The organism is Mycobacterium sp. SMC-17 (assembly GCF_045310915.1).
Lineage (GTDB): Bacteria > Actinomycetota > Actinomycetes > Mycobacteriales > Mycobacteriaceae > Mycobacterium.
This window is the reverse complement of sequence record NZ_JBJIAK010000006.1, coordinates 105,434-122,858: the sequence shown is the minus strand read 5'-3', so window position 1 is coordinate 122,858 and position 17,425 is coordinate 105,434. Positions and strand designations below refer to the sequence as shown.

Here is a 17,425-nt window from a genome sequence, read left to right as displayed (position 1 = left end):
GGATATGTGCACTGCCCGCCTGATTGCGACAACGTTGTCGCAATCAGGCGGGCATTTTCATGTGTGGCTGGCTCGCGATCTCGCAAGCCTGACCTGGTGGCGGACCCTCTCGATCAGATGATCGCCTGCTCCTGCAATTCCGCGATCTGCGCCGCGTCGTAGCCCAGTTCTTCGAGTATCTCCGCGTTGTGCTCGCCGATCACTGGCGGGGCGAGGCGGATCGTCGCTGGCGTGGCACCCATACCCGCCAGCGGGCTGCCGATCAGATCGACCGATCCGGCGGCGGCCCATGCATGCGGCGTCGTCGCGCGCAGGCCCCGGTGCTGCACCTGCGGATCTTCCCAGACCTCCGCCAGATCGTTATAGCGCGCGGCCGGGATGCCCACGCTGTCGAACTTTGCCTGGAGCTCCTCCGTCGTGAACTGCCGGCTCCACTCGTTGATGATGTCGATCAACTCCGCGCGATTGATCTTGGCCCGCTTGGCGTTGGTGTCGAAGCGCGGGTCGTCGTAGAGCTCGGGCTGGCCCATCAACTCCGACATGCGCCGCCAGTGAGCGTCGCTGCCGGCCGTGATGTACGTCATGCCGTCGCGCGCATGGATGAGGTCTGCGGGGCCGCCGCCGTTGCCACCATTGCCCAGACGCTCCGCCTGGACGCCGCTGATCAGATAGTCCTGCATGATGTGGCAGACCATCGCCACGGAACTGTCGAGCAGCGCCATGTCGATGTATTGGCCCTCGCCGGTGTTGTTGCGATGGTTCAGCGCGGCGAGGATCGCGATGGCGCTGTTGTGGCCGGTCACGAAATCGACCAGGCTGGGACCGGCTTTCACTGGCCCCGCGCCGGGCTGGCCTTCGGGGATGCCGGTCACGGCCATCATGCCGCCGCTCGCCTGGAACAACCCGTCGTAGCCCGCGCGCGCCGCCATTGGCCCGGTCTGGCCAAAGCCGGTGATCGAGCAGTAGATGAGGCGGGGATTGATCGCCTTCAGGCTCTCGTAGTCCAGCCCGAACCGCTTGAGGTCGCCGACCTTGTAATTCTCGACCAGGATGTCCGCGGTCTTGACCAGGGCACGCAGGATGTCTTGCCCCTCCGGCTTGGAGTGGTTGACCGTGATCGACCGCTTGTTGCGGTTCGACGCGGTGAAGAAGCCGGACTGGCGAAGGTCCTTGCCGTCCTTGCCCTCGACCGAGGCAAGACCGTAACCGCGCCCTTCGTCACCGCTGCCCGGTCGCTCCACCTTGATGACGTCAGCGCCGAGGTCGCCCAGTATCTGCGCGCTGATCGGGCCGGCGAAGACGCGGGTCATGTCGATGACCCGGATACCCTCCAGGGCACGCTGTGTCGTGCTCATGATCTCCTGCTACTCATCCATTTCAAGTCGTGCTGCGCGCAAGCATAGGGCTCGAAATCGAAGCGCCCGACGCTTTACGCACCCCATCTATCGGTCGCGGTCGAGGACCGCGCTTGTGACCTCGCCCGCTCTCAGAGCCGCGATCGCCTCAACGCGCGCGACCCCTGTGAGCACTCGTTCTTTGTGTACGTAGTGGCCAAGTCAACACCGGCCCGACCTACCCTAGCAAGCGCTTGGTTTCCAAGCTGTTGCGATGGCGTCTGAATCGCCCAGTCAACCCGCGAACAGGCGCGACGAGCTTCTTGACTCGCCGCGGCGATGTTCGCTGAGCGTGGGCTGAAGGCAACCACTGTCCGGGACATCGCAGACTCGGCCGGCATCCTGCCAGGCAGTCGCTACCAGCACTTCAAATCGAAGGAACAGTTTCCCGCGCCGAACGTGAGCTTGTGTGCGAAAAATTTGCGATTCTTCGCACACAAGCTCACGTTCGACGACGCGCTTGTCGTTCGTACGCGGCAGTTTTCGTGATCCAATGCCGTCCGCCGTAGTACATCGCCAGGTACCCCAGTGGGAAGAGCGCGATCGTCAGAATCGAGACGAGCCCGAACTGGATGTATTGGCCGGCCGTAATCGGGTGGCCGAGGAGTCGGTCGAGGTAGCCGAACCGCATGCCGACGAGGACCGTGCCTGCGACATAGGCGACCAATTTCCAATCGCGCACACCGTCGTCGACGAAGGCGAGCACCGGGTACATGAAAACTATCGCCACGACCACGAGCAGCCACCACGTCTTCGGCGTGCTGAGGTTCATGCCGTAGGGCTCGGGCTCGGCGCTGAATAGCGTTCGGGTCTTCCCTCCGACCTTGAGATACGGCGTCCGGACGTACGTGCACAACAGGATCAAGCACACGGAGAGGAGAAGCCCCTCGAGCGCTCCTGACCAGCCGCGCGGGATGCCGATGAGGGTTGCCGCCGCCGTGGTGATGGCCGCACCGGTCCAATAGATGCGGGCGGCCGTGGCCGGATCGTCTCGGAACGCGGCGACGGCCATGACGACAAGCCCGACCACGAACGCCCCGACAGCGATGTCCCCCACCTCCACAGACTATTGCGCCGCCACCTCGTCGAACGTGAGGAAGATGGCGATATTCAGGCGATTTCTCGCCATCAAGCTCAGTTTCGGCGGGGAAATGGCTAGTGGCGACAGTCACCAGCCTCCACAATCGACCTAACAAGCGCTTGGTTGCTATGCTGTGTCGATGGCGTCTCCATCGCCCAGTCAACCGGCGACCAGGCGCGACGAGCTTCTTCAGCTCGCCGCGGCGATGTTCGCTGAGCGTGGGCTGAAGGCAACCACTGTCCGGGACATCGCAGACTCGGCAGGAATCCTGTCAGGCAGTCTCTACCATCACTTCAAATCGAAGGAACAGATGGTCGAAGAGGTCATGCGTGACTTCCTCGATTGGCTGTTCACCCGGTACGAGCACATCATCGCCACCGAGCCCGATCCGCTGGCGCGTTTCAAGGGTTTGTTCATGGCGTCGTTCGATGCCATCGAGCACCGGCACGCGCAGGTCGTCATCTATCAGGACGAGGCCAAGCGGCTCGGGGTCCTGCCGCAGTTCGCCTTCGTCGACGAACGCAACCGCCAGCAGCGCAAGATGTGGGTCGACGTTCTGAAGCAGGGCATGGCCGAAGGCGTCTTCCGGTCCGACCTCAACGTCGATCTGGTCTACCGCTTCATCCGTGACACCACCTGGGTCTCGGTGCGCTGGTACCAGCCGGGCGGCAAGTTGACCGCGGAAGACGTCGGGCAGCACTACCTGACCATCGTGCTCGGCGGCGTCGCGGTAGCCCCGTAACGCCTTGCCGCCAAATGAGTTTCACCCAAAGAAGGAGATGAGAAATGGCCGCATCTGAGGCGTACGTCATCGACGCTGTGCGCACCGCCGTCGGCAAGAAGGGTGGTGGCCTCTCCGGTTACCACCCGATCGATCTCGGTGTGGAGGTGTACCGCGGGATCTTCGCGCGCAACGACGTCGACCCCGCCGCGTTCGACGACGTCATCGTCGGCTGCGTCGACGCCATCGGTGGGCAGGCCGGCAACATCGGCCGCCTGACCTGGCTCGCCGCCGGCTACGACGAGGGCGTGCCCGGCACCACCGTCGACCGGCAGTGTGGTTCCTCGCAGCAGGCCATTTCCTTTGGCGCGCAGGCCATCATGTCCGGCACCGCCGACCTGATCCTGGCCGCCGGCATCCAGAACATGAGCCAGATTCCGATCAGCTCGGCGATGATCGTCGGTGAGCAGTTCGGCTTCACCTCGCCGACCAACGAGTCGAAGCGCTGGGTGGAACGCTATGGCGACCAGGAGATTTCGCAGTTCCGTGGCGCCGAGATGATCGCCGAGCAGTGGGACATCTCCCGCGAAGACATGGAAGAGTTCGCATTCAACAGCCACCAGCGGGCGTTCACCGCGATCCGTGAGGGCCGCTTCGACAACGAGATCATCCCGGTCGACGGCTTCAAGGTCGACGAGGGCCCGCGCGAGAGCACCCGCGAGAAGCTGGCCTCGCTGAAGGTCCTGGTCGAGGGCGGCCGGCTGACCGCCGCGCTGGCCAGCCAGATTTCGGATGGCGCGTCGGCAACGCTGCTGGCCTCCGAGGCAGCGGTCAAGGCGCACGGCCTCAAGCCGCGGGCCCGCATCCACCACATCAGCTGCCGCGGCGACGACCCGGTGAAGATGCTGACCGGCCCGATCCCCGCGACCAAGTACGCGCTGGAGAAGACCGGCCTGACCATGGACGACATCGACGTCGTCGAGATCAACGAGGCGTTCGCATCCGTCGTACTGGCGTGGGCCAAGGAGCTCGACGTCGACCTGGCGAAGGTGAACCCCAACGGCGGCGGCATCGCGCTGGGCCACCCGCTCGGCGCCACCGGCGCCAAGCTGTTCGCCACCATGCTCAACGAACTGGAGCGCACGGGCGGCCGCTACGGCCTGCAGACGATGTGCGAGGGCGGCGGCACCGCCAACGTCACCATCATCGAGCGCCTCTGATATCTCGCACGACGAAACTGCCCCTTTCCTCCGGGAGAGGGGCAGTTTTGTGTCTGTCCGGGTTTACCGGTTCGAATGAACGGGCATTCGGCAATCATGTTGAGGTCCATCGTCTTCGTGTCCGTGGCAGCAGCAGCTGCTCTCGGTGCAAGCGCCTGTTCGGACGAGTCGCCACCGCCGTCGAATCCCACCTCCAGCACGAGCACGACGGTGACTTCGACGGAGATCATCCCGGGAGTTCCGGTCGGTCCGTCGACGCCGCCGACGACCCCGTCGACGAGGGCCAGCACCAGCACCGTCACCGTCACGGTGCCGCCGCCCAGCGTGACGATTCCCAATCCACCGCCGGTGCCGGCTGTGCCCGGACCCATGGGCCCCGGGCGGTAGGGAATTACGTGGGTCGGTGGCCCAGCAGCGCGCCGATGGCCTGCTCGGCCTTGCCGACCTCCAGCGGTTCGCCGGTGATGATGTCGGCGTAGAGGAACGACTCCACGATGCGGACGATGAGGAACGCGAGGTCGCGCGGGGGCAGCGGCGGGTCTAGTTGACCCGCGGCGATCTCGTCGTTGAGTAGCTCTTCGATCGCGCCGACGAGGCGGCCCTGCAACGTCCCGGCACGGGTGGCCAGAATCCGTAGGGCGCGTTCGGGTTCGCGCCGCAGGAACGCCTGGAAGAAGCCGGCTTCATCGATCACGGTGGCGAAGTGGCCGACGGCCCGCGCGATGTGCGCGGCGCCGTGCCCGGGTGCCGCGTCGATAGAGGCCTGGAGTGTCGGCTCGGCCAGCGACCACAGGATTTCCGCGATCAGTTCGTCACGCCCGCCGACCCAGCGGAACAGCGTGGCCCGGTTGATGCCGAGTTCGGTTGCCAGTTCCTGCATTTCGATGCGGCGACCCTCGATGAACCAGCGGCGCGCGATGCGGAACGCCTCGAGTGGATCGGGGCGCCGGTCTGTCGACGCGAGCATGCGACCCAACGGTGTCTCGCTGATGGCGCACCTCCTGTTCATCTCGCAGTCTCCGCATCATGGTAGCGGCTGATGTCTGAGTGAGATATATCTCGATCAGTCTCGTCTGTGCAACGTATCTGGATATGATGCACGAGTGACCCAGAGCGACGCAGCTTCGATCCTTGATCTCTTCCGTCTCGATGGCCGCGTCGCGGTAGTCGCCGGCGCCTCGAGCGGCCTCGGCGTCGGATTCGCGCAGGCATTGGCGCAGGCCGGCGCCGACGTCGTGCTCGGTGCGCGTCGAGAAGACCGGCTGGCCGAGACCAAGGCGTTGGTGGAAGCCGCCGGTCGCCGGGCCGTCGCCGTGCGCACCGACGTCACCAATCCGGACGACTGCAAGGCCCTCGTACAAGCTGCGGTCGATTCCTTCGGACGGGTCGACATTCTGGTGAACAATGCGGGAGTGGGCACGGCCGTCCCGGCGACGCGCGAAACGCCCGAGCAGTTCCGGTCCGTCATCGACCTGAACCTGAACGGGTGTTACTGGATGGCGCAAGCGTGTGCCACCCACATGCAGCCCGGCAGCTCGATCATCAACGTCAGCAGCATTCTCGGCCTGACCACCGCGGGCCTCCCGCAGGCGGCCTACGCGTCATCGAAGGCGGGCCTGATCGGCCTGACGCGCGACCTCGCCCAGCAGTGGACGGGACGCAAGGGCATCCGCGTCAATGCCCTGGCGCCGGGATTCTTCGCCTCCGAGATGACCGATCAGTATGCGGACGGCTACTTCGAAACCACCGTCCTGCCCCGGACCCTGGCCGGAAGGCTCGGGCGCACAGAGGAACTCAGCGCCGCACTGATCTTCCTGGCCAGCGACGCCAGCAGCTACGTCACCGGAATCACCCTGCCCGTCGAGGGTGGCTTGCTCACCAGCTGAGCTGGAAACCCAACAAGGAGAAGAACACTCGTGAAGCAGCTCAGCGGCATGGACGCCACCTTCCTCTACCTGGAGACGCCGACGACGTTCGGTCACGTCACCGGGCTGATGATCTTCGAGCGGCCCAGCGAGGAGTTCGACCCCTACGCGGCCGTGCACGCCAAGTACGCGTCGCTCATCGGTGAGCTCGAACCACTGCGGCGGCGACTGGTCGAGGTGCCGCTGGGTCTCGACCATCCCTACTGGGTGGACGACCCGAACTTCGATCTGGACTTCCACATCCGCGAAATCCATTTGGCCCGACCGGGAATGGTCGATCAGCTGGCAGACCAGGTGTCGCGCATCGTCGGCCGCCCGATGGACCGGAGCCGGCCGCTGTGGGAGGTCTACGTCATCGATGGCCTGGACGACGGGAACTGGGCGATGCTGACGAAGTATCACCACGCCACCATCGACGGCGCCGCCGGGCAGTTGATGCTCAACATCCTGACCGACACCGATCCGAACGCCACGCCGCCCGCTCCCGGCCGGGCGTGGGAAGCCGAGCCGCTACCCAGCGATATCGATCTGCTCCGCCGCGCCGTCATCAACCTGGCGGGCCATCCGGTCAAGGCATTGCGGTTCCAGACCCGGCTGGTCGGCCAGCTCGCCGACGCGGCCGGCATCGACAGCATCGGCAGCGCCGCCAGCAAGGCCGGTTCGGCCATCAAAGCCATTGCGCGCCTTGGCAAAGAAGACGGCCCGAAGATTCCGCTGCCCACCTCGGCGGCGCCGCCGACGCCGTGGAACAAGCCCATCACCGGGCATCGCCGGTTCGCCATGCGCACCGCGTCGCTGGAAAACGTCAAGCAACTCAAGACCGCAACCGGCGGCACGGTCAACGACATCGTCATGGCGATCTGCGCCGGCGGCCTGCGCAGCTACCTGCTCGCCCACGACGCGCTGCCCGACGGTCCGCTGCGCGCCATGGTGCCGGTGTCGATCCGTACCGGCGACGAGGAGGACCCGTGGACCAACCGGGTGTCCGCGATCTTCCCCGAACTGCCGACCGACTGCGCGGACCCGCTCGAGCGCGTGGCCCGCTGCCGCGAGGCCATGCTCGACGCCAAGCGTCTGCTGGACCTGGTGCCCGCCAGCCAACTCGGCGACATGGCGCAGGTCTCGGCACCGGTGCTGTCGACGTCCGCCATGCGGCTGGCGTCCCGCTTCGGGCTGGCGCACCGGATCGCGGCCACGCCGTTCAACCTGGTGATCTCGAACGTGCCCGGTCCGCGCAAGCCGCTGTACTTCGCAGGCGCGCAGCTGGTCCATCAGTTCCCGGTGTCGATCGTCACCGAAGGACAGGGACTGAACATCACCGTGGTGAGCTATCTGGACCGGCTGGACTTCGGCTTCATCGTCGACCGCGAGCTGGTGCCCGACGTGTGGGACCTGGCCGACATGCACATCGATGAGATCGGCCGGCTGATGGCGGCCAGTGGCGCCGAATGGGTGCAGGAGCCGCAACCCCCGGCGCCGCGGCGTGGACCGGTCCGCATCGTGCAACCCGGCGACGCCTACTGACGGGCTCTAGTGTTCAGGGCATGAGTGGATCGGACGACAACAGCTTCCTCACGGTGGTCGTCGCACTCGGTGCCAACGCCCTGATCGCGGTGGCCAAGACCGTCGCCGCCGTCGTCACGGGCAGCGCGTCGATGCTCGCCGAGTCCGCGCATTCCTGGGCGGACACCGGTAATGAGGTGTTCCTGCTCATCGGCACCCGCCAGTCGGACAAGCCGGCCGATGCCCAACATCGGCTGGGTTACGGCCGCGCGGGCTACATCTGGTCGATGTTCGCGGCTTTCGGCCTGTTCACCGTCGGCGCCGTGGTGTCGATCTGGCACGGCATCCAGTCCCTCAAAGGCGAAGCCGAGGCGACGTCCTACGGCTGGGCCTATGCGGTGCTCGCGGTTTCGTTCGTGTTGGAGGGATCGTCTTTCCTGCAAGCGTTTTCGCAGACGAAGTCCGGCGCTCTCGAACGGCGGATCCATCCGTTGCGCTATATCCGCGTCACGTCGAACCCCATGCTGCGGGCCGTCTTCGCCGAGGACCTCTCGGCCCTCATCGGCATCGTGCTCGCGACGTGCGGCATCTTGGCGCACCAGCTCACCGGCAACGCGGTCTGGGACGCCATCGGCTCGATCCTGGTCGGTCTGCTGCTCGGGGGCGTGGCGCTGTTCCTCATCGAGCGCAACATGGATTTCCTGACGGGGGAGACGGTCACGCCGCTTGCGCGCAACAACGCGCTGCTGGCCCTGCTGGACCATCACGACATCGAGCGGGTCAGCTATCTGCACATGGAATGGGTTGGGGCGAACCGGATCTACCTCGTCGCCGCCGTCGACCTCGTCGGTGACGCGGCCGAATCGAACGTCGCCGCACGGCTCAACGCCATCGCCGACGCGTTGGCCGCGCGCCCCGAGATCGTGCGGGCCGTGCTGACCCTGACCCGGCCGGGGGACACCACCGATCTGCGTCCCACCGAGTTGCCCGGTTGGTACCGCTAGTCGGGCTTCATCGGCGCGCGGTGCGCCGTCGCGACCAATGCGCGCGCCAGCACCGAACCGGGTTCGGCAGCGCTGGTGACCAGCGCGACCGTCGCCGTCACCTGAGGTTCCTCCAGCGGCACCACCCGCACGCCGTCCGGCGGGCGCAACGTGTGCAGCCAGGTCTGGGGGACGATGCTCGCCCAGCGGCCACCGCTGACGTGCGCAAGCAGGGACACCACCGAGTCGGCTTCGAGCCGCGGTGTGGCCGTCAGGCTGTGCGCCGCCAGGACATCGTCGAGCAGCTGCCGGCCCCGCATCCCCGTGTTCAGCAGGCACAGCGGGAGTTCCAGGGCGTCGGACCAGGTCAGCGGATTCGGCTGGCTGGCAAGCAGTTCGGCGCCCGCGATCAGCACCTGCCGTTCTTCGTAGAGCGGTGTGACCGTCAGGCCTGTGGTGTCGACGCCGTCGGGGTAGATGATGCCCGCGTCGAGTTCGAAGCGGCGGATGCGCTCGACGATGCCCGCCGAGCGCAGGCTGCTCTCCAATTGCACTCGTACCAAGGGGTGTTCGAGGCAGAACGGATCGGTCAGCAGGGCCACCGTGCCCGACGCGGCCGGGATGACGCCGAGCCGCAGCTCGCCCGTCAGACCCGTCTGTAACGCGGTGACCTCGTGGATGAGGGCATCGTGATCGGCCAGAATCCGGCGCGCCCACAACACCAGCCGTTCACCTTCGGGCGTGAGGCCCTCGAAGCTCTGCCCGCGCCGCACCAGTGGGACCTTGAGTTCGTTCTCGAGCTTGCGGATGGCCTCGGACAACGCCGGCTGCGAGACGTAGCAGGCGGCAGCGGCGCGCGCGAAGTGCTTCTCGCGGGCGAGCGCCACGAAGTATTCGAGCTGGCGAAACAGCATGGACTATTCGACCACGGTCGATAGGCGATGCCTATCAGGCTCACGGAAATTGCCCTTGGACTCAGGCGTCGGTTTCCGAGCAGACTTATCGCATGACCGACCGGAGCATTGAGCAGCGAGTCGATACCGAGGGACACGGCGAGCCCGAGTTCCATCCCTACCACCATCCCGCGGCCGGCTGGGGCGCGGCGATCAGCGTCACGAAGTTCCTGGCGCGCGAGCGCGAACCCATCAGCGGACCGCACGCGATCATGAAGATGAACCACGAGGACGGTGGCTTCGACTGCCCGGGCTGCGCCTGGCCCGACGACATGAAGGGCCTCAAGCTCGACATCTGCGAGAACGGCATCAAGCACGTCACGTGGGAGATGACGCACAAGCGCTGCGGGCCGGAGTTCTTTGCCCAGCACACGGTTTCGGAACTCGCGGAGTGGAGTGACTTCGCGCTCGAAGACACCGGCCGGCTCACCGAACCGATGGTGTACGACGCCGAGACCGACCGCTACAAGCCCATCAGCTGGCGCGACGCCTTCGACCTCGTCGGCCGGGCGCTGGCGGAACTCGACGACCCGAACCAGGCGTCGTACTACACGTCGGGCCGGCTCGGTAACGAGGCGACGTTCCTCTATCAACTGATGGCCCGCGAGCTGGGCACCAACAATCTGCCCGACTGCTCCAACATGTGCCACGAGGCCAGTGGCCGTGCCATGCAGGCGGCCCTCGGCACCGGCAAGGGCACCGTCGACCTCGAGGATTGGGAGACCGCCGACGCGCTGTTCGTCATCGGCGTCAACGCCGCCTCGAATGCGCCCCGTATGCTCACCGCGCTGTCGGAGGCCTATCGCCGCGGCGCGCAGATCGTGCACATCAACCCACTGGTCGAGGCCGGCGCCACCAAGACCATCATCCCGCATGACTTCCTGCGGATGGCGACCTTCAAGTCCACCAAAACCAGCACGCTGAACCTGCAGCCCCGGATCGGCGGTGACATGGCCCTGATCCGTGGTATCGCCAAAGCTGTTCTGGAACAAGCAGAAACGGATCCGAAGGCGCTCGACATCGAGTTCATCGAGCGGTACACCACCGGGTTCGAGGCCTATCGGGCCGCGGTCGAGGCGACGTCGTGGGACGAGATCGTCTACAAGTCCGGGGTGTCGCAGCGCGATATCCGCAGGGCCGCCAAGATTTACCGCGACGCGGACCGCAGCATCATCAGCTGGTGCCTCGGTGTCACCCAGCACGAACACGGTGTCGACAGCGTCCGGGAAATCGTGAATCTGCTTCTGCTGCGCGGCAATTTGGGCCGTGAGGGCGCCGGACCGTCGCCCGTGCGCGGGCACAGCAACGTGCAGGGCAACCGCACGTGCGGTATCGACCACCGGCCGACCGAGGAGTTCCTGGACCGGCTGGCCGAGGTCTGCGGCATCGACCCGCCCCGCGCGCACGGGCTCGACACCGTCCACACCATCGAGGGCATGCACAGCGGTGACGTCAAGGTGTTCATCGGGATGGGCGGCAATTTCGCCAGTGCCGCACCGGATACCGCGTACACCTTCGAGGGCCTGCAGAAGTGCGACCTCACCGTCCAGGTCAGCACCAAACTCAACCGCAGCCACGTGATTCACGGCCGGCAGGCCCTGATCCTGCCGTGCCTGGGCCGCACCGAGAAGGACCATCAGAAGGAGGGCATCCAGTCCACGTCGGTCGAGGACTCGATGAGCATGGTGCACCTGTCGGTCGGCATGAAGAAGCCGGCCTCGCCGCACCTGCTGTCCGAGCCGGCGATCATCGCCGGTATCGCCGCGGCCGCGCTGCCGAACAGCCAGACGCCGTGGCACTGGTACGTCGAGGACTACGACCGCATCCGCGACACGATGGCCAAGGTGCTCAACGGTTTCGAGGACTTCAACCGCCGGGTCCGGTTGCCGCTCGGCTTCCGGATCAAGCAGCCCGCACGGGAACTGATCTTCCTGACCCCGTCGGGCCGCGCGGAGTTCTCGGCCGTCGAGCTGCCCGACGACACTGTCAGCGAAGGCACGCTCATCCTGGCGACGCTGCGCTCGCACGACCAGTGGAACACCACCGTGTACTCCGACAACGACCGGTACCGTGGCATCAAGAACCTGCGCACGCTCATCTTCATGAACGAGCGCGACATGGCCGACCGCGGCATCAAGGAGTTCGACGACGTCGACATCGTCGCCACCGCGCGCGACGGCAGCGTCCGCTCACTGCGCCGCTACAAGGCCGTGCCCTACGGCATCCCGCGCGGCAACGCGGCCGGCTACATGCCGGAGATGAATGTGCTCTGTGCCATCGGCGATTTCAGCTCGCAGAGCGACCAGCCCATCATGAAGAACGTCAAGGTGACCTTGACGAAGTCTGCCTAGTCGAACCTGAGCTTGTGTGCCAGATTCCTCGCGCGACTGGCGCACAAGCTCAGGTTCGCGCTACTCGCGGGCACCCGGTAACAGCATCGCCACCGCGATCGCCGCGGTGACGCCGATGATCGTGTCGACACCACGGGCGGTCAGCAGCACCAGCGGTTCGGTGGGCGCGGCGAGGTCGGTCATCAGCATGATCAACGGGGTGAAGAAGCCCAGCGCGACCGCGTGGTGGTGGGCCATGAACAGTTCGGTTGGGAACAACAGGACCATGACGCAGATCGCCAGCACATACTCGCTGGGCCCCGGCACGAGCAGTGCGGCTGCCACGGCCAGGCCGATGAAAGTGCCACCCAGGCGGTGGATTCCGCGCCTGATGCGACCACTGGCGTCGGCGGCCGCCAACGGTCCGGCCGCGGCCGCGATGGCCCAGTTGGCGTGGTCGACGCCCAGCGCCAGGCCGGCGGTGCCGGCGGCGGTGATGGCCAGCGCGTAGCGGCCTGCGTGGATCAGCACATCGCGCCGGTTCGGCAGGGAAAGCCGGGCGGGTGGCGTCACGGCTCGCGGCGCGTCGAGCACACCCAGCAGGACGCACAACAAAGCTGTTGCGGCGCAGAGCAATATCGCCGATGAAGGCGTGACGCGGCCGGCGGGCACCGTGGCAATGGCACCCAGCGCGAAGACACCGTAGAACGGTCCCTCTGGCTTGAGCGCGAGGTAGTCGGTCACCACCGAGCCGATGGATGCGAATGCCACGGCGGCGATGACCAGGACCGCCGGTGGCACATGGGAATTGGCGAGTGCCACGCCGATGGCCACGCCGAGGACCAGGATCACGCCGCCCTGGGTCTGATGCGCGAACCGCCGGCCGCGCGTTTCCGTGCGGCCGTACATGCCGGTGATCGCACCGAACACCGCGTAGATGATCAGGTCGGGGCGTCCCGCGGCCAGCAGCGCGACACCCGGGATGGCCAACCCGAGCGCGACCCGTAACGCGGGCCGGTGGTCTTCCGTCGGTGGGGTCATGGCCCGGCGCACGCGCAGGTAGACGGTGCGCATGGGCCCACTCCGATCGATGACGATGTCAGCCCCACCAAGGTTTCCGCAGCGGGGAACGGCCGTCAAAGTGGAAGTTCCGAGCACGTGATCGGCGGCGCCTATCGAGGACGCCGCCGCACTGCGTCAGCCCAGCACAGGGAAGCTGCGGCGCTTGGCCAGCCGGTCCATGCCGGACTGGATGGCGAACTGCACCTCGTCGTACACCTTGTCGACGTAGGCGGCATCGTTCGCGCGCTCCGGGTCGGTATCGACGTAGATGGGGTCGAGCAGCTCGGTGCGGATTTTCGCGGGCAGCGGCAGGTGCATCGGCAGTACCTCGACGGCCAGCGGGAACGGGAAGCCGGCGATGATCGGCATGTTGGCGCCGCGCAACCGCTTTCCGAGGCCGCTCCACTTGGCCAGGAACTTGCCCTCGTTGAGCACGAAGACGGTGTCGTGCCCACCGACCGTCGCCACCGGGACGATCGGCACACCGGACCGGATCGCCTGCTTCACAAAGCCTTTGCGGCCGGCGAGGATCGCCTTGTCACGGTCGCGCCAGGTGCGCATGGCGTCGAGCTCACCGCCCGGCCACACCACGACGTCGCGGCCGGCGGCAAGCGCATTCGTCACCCCGTCGCGTGACGCGGGGATGACGCCGACGGCGCGGAAGTAGTCACCGAGACCGGGGGCACTCATCAGCACGTCGTGTGCGGTGCCGTGCAGAATGCGCTGCCCGTCGAAATGCCGGTACCAGGAGTGCACCAGGGTCCAGGCGTCCATCGTCAGGGAGCCGCCGGAGTGGATGCCGATCAGCAGCGACGGTTCGTCGGGCACCTTGTGCCAGCCGTCGATCTCGAGCCGGAAGTAGTGATCGCACAGGAAGTTCCAGATCGGGTTCTGGACGTACCGCATGAAGGTCGGGTTTGGGATGCCCGGAGCAGGGGCCGGGGCGGCGGTCAGCGTGGTCATGAGTCCTCGTTTGCGGGGTCTGGCCGTCCGCGGCGCCTACCGATCGCGCGAACTATGGCGTTGATCGCGGCAAGGGTCAGAACGGGGAGCAAGGTGACGACGATGTAGGCCACACCACCGATGACAGTCATTCGACCGGTTACCTCTCTGGTGCGGTTTGTCGAGCCTGTTGTAGCAGGTAGGAACCTTGCCGCTGGGGTCGATGACCACGCTACGGAGAGCGCGGGCGTGCCGCGACATCCTCGGGGGCCGAAGATCCGGCGTGATTTCGCGGATATGTTGTCGCGAGAAGCCAACGTCATCTGCTGGAGTTGACAGTCCGGGTGAATGTTGCTGGGGAATCTCGGCTCCCCGTTGATCCTGCGTCTAGGGTCTCCGCTACTCGGGCTTTTGCGCCGTGGTCGCGGAATCAATACCGGTCTCACGTTGATCGTGCGCCCAGGATCCTCGCTACTCGACCTTTGTCTGCGTCAGCGCACAGTCAACGCCCACAAGGCATTTGCTTGTCGAGTGCCCAGCACGCGAAAGCCCCCAAATCCAGAAGATTTGGGGGCTTTGCGCCGGCTGGGGCGGGAACTAGACGATGTAGCTCGTCGCCGCCTGCAGATGTGCGATGGCCTCGTCGGCGATCCGCGGCACCAGTTCGGCGCACGACGGCAGGCTGTCGATAATGCCGGCCACCTGGCCCGACGCCAGCACGCCCGCCTCGGTGTTGCCTTCCACCAGACCGGCTTTCAGCAGCATCGGGGTGTTGGCGGCCATGACGACCTGCGACCAGGTCAGGTCCTTGCCGTGGCGCATGGCCAGGCCGTCCTTGACCATCGACCGCCACGTCATGCCCGACATCTTCTTGAACTTCTGGGCATTGCCGACCGCGGCGACGAAACCGCGTACCGGCGAACCGCTTTCGAGCTTCTCCACCAACCCGGTCCGCAGCACGCGGTGCGGCATGCCGTCGACGCGGGTCGACACCACAGTGCCGTCGAGGGCGGCTTCCAGGTAACGCTGCTTGACGGCATCGGGGACGGTCGAGTCCGACGTCAGCAGGAACCGCGTGCCCATCGCGACGCCGGCGGCGCCGTAGGACAGCGCGGCCGCCAGGCCACGGCCGTCGAAGAAACCACCCGCGGCGATCACCGGCATGCCGGTGTCCTTCACGGCGTCCAGCACCGACGGCAGCAGCAGCGTGGTGGCGATCGGGCCGGTGTGGCCACCGCCCTCGCCGCCCTGCACGATCACTGCGTCGGCGCCCCAGCTCGCCACCTTCTTGGCGTGCTTGGCCAGGCCGACCGACGGGATCACCACGACCCCGGCAGCTTTCAGCTTGGCGATCAGCTCGGGCTTGGGAGCCAGGGCGAAGGAGGCGACTTTGACTCCTTCGCGGATCAGGAGGTCGCAGCGGGCGTCCGCGTCACCGGCGTCGGCACGCATGTTGATGCCGAACGGCTTGTCGGTGGCCGCCTTGACCTTGGTGACGGCGGTCTGTAGCTCGTCCAGCGTCATCGTCGCCGACGCCAGGATGCCGAGACCACCGGCGTTGGAGGTGGCCGCGACCAGTCGCGCGCCGGCCACCCAGCCCATGCCGGTCTGCACGACCGGATACTCGATGCCGACCAGTTCGGTCAGCGGCGTCTTGAGCTTGCTCACGCCTTGACTTCCTTGTCGCGGAACGACTTCGGGTCGATCACCTCGCGCAGCAGCTGCAGTTCGTCGGCGGTCGGCAGGCGGGTCTCACCGACGGCGTCCAGGCCGTGCACCTCGAACGAGGTGTTGTCGGCGACCTCGTCGGCCGTCACACCCGGGTGCAGCGACACCGCGCGCATCTGGTGCTCGGGGCCGTTGAAGTCGAACACACCCAGGTTGGAGACCACCTGGTAGACGTTCAGGAAGCGGTACGCGGGGTTGGCCGGATCGACCTTGTCCCAACCGATTCCGGAGACGATGTCGACCGACTCGGCGAACACGCGCTTGGTGTGGTTGCCCACGAAGTAGCTCGTCGCGTGGTTGATGCTGTTGCCGGGCGCGCCGCGGACACCGAACATCTGGCGGGTCGGCTGCTGGATGGGGCCGAAGGCCGACAGGTTCTGGTTGCCGTAGCGGTCGATCTGGTTGGCACCCATCACCACATGGCGACGGCCCCAGGCCAGCGTCTCGAAGACGCGGTTGAACGGCATCCAGCCTTCGACGGCGAACGGGGCGCCGATCGCCGGGGTGTCGGCCAGCATGCGGGCCTCACCGTCGGTGATGACGATGTCGGGGGAGAAGGTCAGCCGGGCGAGGCGGGCCCCGATCTGCACGACGGTCGTCATGGGGCTGGCCATGATTTCCCCTGCGTCACGGAACAATTCGGCGCAGGCGACGGCGCAGACCTCGGCGCGAGTTGCGTCACTCATTTGGCGGCCTCCTTCTGGGCTGCTTGGGCCTCGGCGAACTTACGGACGGCGGCCTGGTAGTCGGCCTCGGTTCCGGACAGGTAGGTCTTGACGAACTCGGCCCACGTTTCGTCCGAGCCGGCGGCTTCGGCGTAGTGGCGCTGGAACTTCTCGTCGCGCCGGTAGTCGGGCTCGTTGGTGGTGAAGTGGGCGCCGTTCGGGGCCTCGACCACGGTGTCGACCATCATGCGGTTGATGATCTGCTGCTGCGGCACAACCGACTTCACCAGTTCCTCGGTGGAGACGATCTTCTCGACCGACAGGTGGCGGCGCTTGGCCGACATCAGGAACAGGTCGTCGAAGTAGGGGTCGATGCCGGTGTAGGCGGCGTTGCCCTTCACGTCACCGAGGTTCATGTGCACGAACGCGGCGTCGAGGTTCAGCGCCGGCATCGCGACGAGTTCCTCATGCGCACCGTCGGTCTCGTACGGCGAGATGACGGTCTTGAGCTCGTCGCCCCAGAAGGCGCGGACGTCACTGCCGAGGCCGGCGCGGATCGGCAGGAACGGAAGGCGTTGCGCGGCAGCCTGCAGACCGCAGCGCAGCATGCCTTCGTCCATCTCGCGGGCCTCGATGGCGCCTTCGGTGCGACGGCGTGCGAACCACGGGTCGTAGAACGGCGGCGAGTCCAGCGACACGAAGCCGTAGTAGACGCGCTTGACCTTGCCTGCGGCACAGAGCAATCCGAGGTCCGGTCCGCCGTAGGTGACGACGGTCAGGTCGGTGACGTCGGTGCGCAGCAGCGCGCGGATGAACGCCATCGGCTTGCGGCGCGAACCCCAGCCACCGATGCCGATGGTCATGCCGCTCTCGATCTCGGCGACCGCGGCTTCGAGAGTTGTTGTCTTGTCTGCCATA

Annotated in this window: 16 protein-coding genes and 1 pseudogene; 7 read left to right on the top strand and 10 right to left on the bottom strand. The window is 66.4% G+C overall.

What is annotated here, in order from left to right; translation table 11 throughout:
- Positions 1-113: 113 nt before the first annotated feature.
- Positions 114-1,355, bottom strand: coding sequence for a CaiB/BaiF CoA-transferase family protein (locus ACJH7A_RS06475; protein WP_212807243.1), 1,242 nt, complete (start codon positions 1,353-1,355; stop codon positions 114-116).
- A gap of 253 nt (positions 1,356-1,608) precedes the next feature.
- Here ACJH7A_RS06475 and ACJH7A_RS06470 point away from each other — a divergent pair.
- A pseudogene (locus ACJH7A_RS06470) lies at positions 1,609-1,778 on the top strand (helix-turn-helix domain-containing protein); the annotation flags it as partial.
- A 58-nt stretch (positions 1,779-1,836) separates the two neighbouring features.
- Here ACJH7A_RS06470 and ACJH7A_RS06465 read toward each other — a convergent pair.
- Positions 1,837-2,451 (bottom strand): hypothetical protein, encoded by a 615-nt coding sequence (locus ACJH7A_RS06465; RefSeq protein WP_406801617.1) that lies wholly within the window; start codon positions 2,449-2,451, stop codon positions 1,837-1,839.
- A 163-nt stretch (positions 2,452-2,614) separates the two neighbouring features.
- Here ACJH7A_RS06465 and ACJH7A_RS06460 point away from each other — a divergent pair, with 163 nt between their 5' ends.
- Together ACJH7A_RS06460 and ACJH7A_RS06455 are read left to right on the top strand one after the other, a co-directional pair.
- Positions 2,615-3,217 (top strand): TetR/AcrR family transcriptional regulator, encoded by a 603-nt coding sequence (locus ACJH7A_RS06460; RefSeq protein WP_212807241.1) that lies wholly within the window; start codon positions 2,615-2,617, stop codon positions 3,215-3,217.
- A gap of 44 nt (positions 3,218-3,261) precedes the next feature.
- Positions 3,262-4,416, top strand: coding sequence for an acetyl-CoA C-acetyltransferase (locus ACJH7A_RS06455; protein WP_226519812.1), 1,155 nt, complete (start codon positions 3,262-3,264; stop codon positions 4,414-4,416).
- On the opposite strand, the gene ACJH7A_RS06450 is transcribed toward ACJH7A_RS06455, so the two are convergent.
- On the bottom strand, positions 4,350-4,787 hold the full coding sequence (locus ACJH7A_RS06450; RefSeq protein WP_406801616.1) for a hypothetical protein: 438 nt from the start codon (positions 4,785-4,787) through the stop codon (positions 4,350-4,352). The genes ACJH7A_RS06455 and ACJH7A_RS06450 overlap by 67 nt on opposite strands.
- Positions 4,788-4,807: 20 nt before the next feature.
- Positions 4,808-5,383, bottom strand: coding sequence for a QsdR family transcriptional regulator (locus tag ACJH7A_RS06445; protein ID WP_406774115.1), 576 nt, complete (start codon positions 5,381-5,383; stop codon positions 4,808-4,810).
- Positions 5,384-5,519: 136 nt separating this feature from the next.
- Between ACJH7A_RS06445 and ACJH7A_RS06440 the strand changes: the two genes are divergently transcribed.
- Genes ACJH7A_RS06440 through ACJH7A_RS06430 form a run of 3 tightly spaced genes read left to right on the top strand, consistent with a single transcriptional unit; the run spans position 5,520 to position 8,848 of the window.
- Positions 5,520-6,302: an SDR family NAD(P)-dependent oxidoreductase gene (locus tag ACJH7A_RS06440; RefSeq protein ID WP_406774116.1), complete on the top strand. Its 783-nt coding sequence runs from the start codon at positions 5,520-5,522 to the stop codon at positions 6,300-6,302.
- Between the two features lie 30 nt (positions 6,303-6,332).
- Positions 6,333-7,865, top strand: a complete 1,533-nt coding sequence (locus ACJH7A_RS06435) for a wax ester/triacylglycerol synthase family O-acyltransferase (RefSeq protein ID WP_318985436.1) — start codon at positions 6,333-6,335, stop codon at positions 7,863-7,865.
- A 20-nt stretch (positions 7,866-7,885) separates the two neighbouring features.
- Positions 7,886-8,848 (top strand): cation diffusion facilitator family transporter, encoded by a 963-nt coding sequence (locus ACJH7A_RS06430; protein WP_406801615.1) that lies wholly within the window; start codon positions 7,886-7,888, stop codon positions 8,846-8,848.
- On the opposite strand, the gene ACJH7A_RS06425 is transcribed toward ACJH7A_RS06430, so the two are convergent.
- Positions 8,845-9,741 carry a LysR family transcriptional regulator gene (locus ACJH7A_RS06425; protein WP_212807234.1) on the bottom strand — a complete coding sequence of 299 codons (897 nt, stop codon included), beginning with the start codon at positions 9,739-9,741 and terminating at the stop codon, positions 8,845-8,847. The genes ACJH7A_RS06430 and ACJH7A_RS06425 overlap by 4 nt on opposite strands.
- Positions 9,742-9,833: 92 nt before the next feature.
- On the opposite strand from ACJH7A_RS06425, the gene ACJH7A_RS06420 reads away from it, so the two are divergent.
- Complete coding sequence (locus ACJH7A_RS06420; RefSeq protein ID WP_406801614.1) at positions 9,834-12,131, top strand: FdhF/YdeP family oxidoreductase; 2,298 nt, start codon at positions 9,834-9,836, stop codon at positions 12,129-12,131.
- A gap of 60 nt (positions 12,132-12,191) precedes the next feature.
- Here ACJH7A_RS06420 and ACJH7A_RS06415 read toward each other — a convergent pair whose 3' ends face one another.
- The 5 genes from ACJH7A_RS06415 to ACJH7A_RS06395 all read right to left on the bottom strand — a co-directional run bounded on the left by ACJH7A_RS06415 (position 12,192) and on the right by ACJH7A_RS06395 (position 17,424).
- Positions 12,192-13,184 carry an FUSC family protein gene (locus tag ACJH7A_RS06415; protein WP_406801613.1) on the bottom strand — a complete coding sequence of 331 codons (993 nt, stop codon included), beginning with the start codon at positions 13,182-13,184 and terminating at the stop codon, positions 12,192-12,194.
- Between the two features lie 123 nt (positions 13,185-13,307).
- Positions 13,308-14,135 (bottom strand): lysophospholipid acyltransferase family protein, encoded by an 828-nt coding sequence (locus ACJH7A_RS06410; RefSeq protein WP_406801612.1) that lies wholly within the window; start codon positions 14,133-14,135, stop codon positions 13,308-13,310.
- Between the two features lie 576 nt (positions 14,136-14,711).
- Positions 14,712-15,782, bottom strand: coding sequence for a (3aS,4S,5R,7aS)-5-hydroxy-7a-methyl-1-oxo-octahydro-1H-indene-4-carboxyl-CoA dehydrogenase (ipdC, locus tag ACJH7A_RS06405; protein ID WP_064859678.1), 1,071 nt, complete (start codon positions 15,780-15,782; stop codon positions 14,712-14,714).
- Complete coding sequence (gene ipdB, locus ACJH7A_RS06400; protein WP_135356011.1) at positions 15,779-16,528, bottom strand: cholesterol ring-cleaving hydrolase subunit IpdB; 750 nt, start codon at positions 16,526-16,528, stop codon at positions 15,779-15,781. The genes ipdC and ipdB overlap by 4 nt, the downstream gene beginning before the upstream one ends.
- On the bottom strand, positions 16,525-17,424 hold the full coding sequence (locus tag ACJH7A_RS06395) for a CoA transferase subunit A (RefSeq protein WP_135356012.1): 900 nt from the start codon (positions 17,422-17,424) through the stop codon (positions 16,525-16,527). Before ACJH7A_RS06395 ends, ipdB begins: the two co-directional genes overlap by 4 nt.
- Between the last annotated feature and the right edge of the window lies 1 nt (position 17,425).

Excerpts from the sequence above, each read along its gene's own strand:
- ACJH7A_RS06475 (WP_212807243.1), bottom strand. The coding sequence starts at position 1,355 with ATGAGCACGACACAGCGTGCCCTGGAGGGTATCCGGGTCATCGACATG.
- ACJH7A_RS06460 (WP_212807241.1), top strand. The coding sequence starts at position 2,615 with ATGGCGTCTCCATCGCCCAGTCAACCGGCGACCAGGCGCGACGAGCTT.
- ACJH7A_RS06455 (WP_226519812.1), top strand. The coding sequence starts at position 3,262 with ATGGCCGCATCTGAGGCGTACGTCATCGACGCTGTGCGCACCGCCGTC.
- ACJH7A_RS06450 (WP_406801616.1), bottom strand. The coding sequence starts at position 4,787 with ATGGGTCCGGGCACAGCCGGCACCGGCGGTGGATTGGGAATCGTCACG.
- ACJH7A_RS06445 (WP_406774115.1), bottom strand. The coding sequence starts at position 5,383 with ATGCTCGCGTCGACAGACCGGCGCCCCGATCCACTCGAGGCGTTCCGC.
- ACJH7A_RS06430 (WP_406801615.1), top strand. The coding sequence starts at position 7,886 with ATGAGTGGATCGGACGACAACAGCTTCCTCACGGTGGTCGTCGCACTC.
- ACJH7A_RS06425 (WP_212807234.1), bottom strand. The coding sequence starts at position 9,741 with ATGCTGTTTCGCCAGCTCGAATACTTCGTGGCGCTCGCCCGCGAGAAG.
- ACJH7A_RS06420 (WP_406801614.1), top strand. The coding sequence starts at position 9,834 with ATGACCGACCGGAGCATTGAGCAGCGAGTCGATACCGAGGGACACGGC.
- ACJH7A_RS06415 (WP_406801613.1), bottom strand. The coding sequence starts at position 13,184 with ATGCGCACCGTCTACCTGCGCGTGCGCCGGGCCATGACCCCACCGACG.
- ACJH7A_RS06410 (WP_406801612.1), bottom strand. The coding sequence starts at position 14,135 with ATGACCACGCTGACCGCCGCCCCGGCCCCTGCTCCGGGCATCCCAAAC.
- ipdB (WP_135356011.1), bottom strand. The coding sequence starts at position 16,528 with ATGAGTGACGCAACTCGCGCCGAGGTCTGCGCCGTCGCCTGCGCCGAA.
- ACJH7A_RS06395 (WP_135356012.1), bottom strand. The coding sequence starts at position 17,424 with ATGGCAGACAAGACAACAACTCTCGAAGCCGCGGTCGCCGAGATCGAG.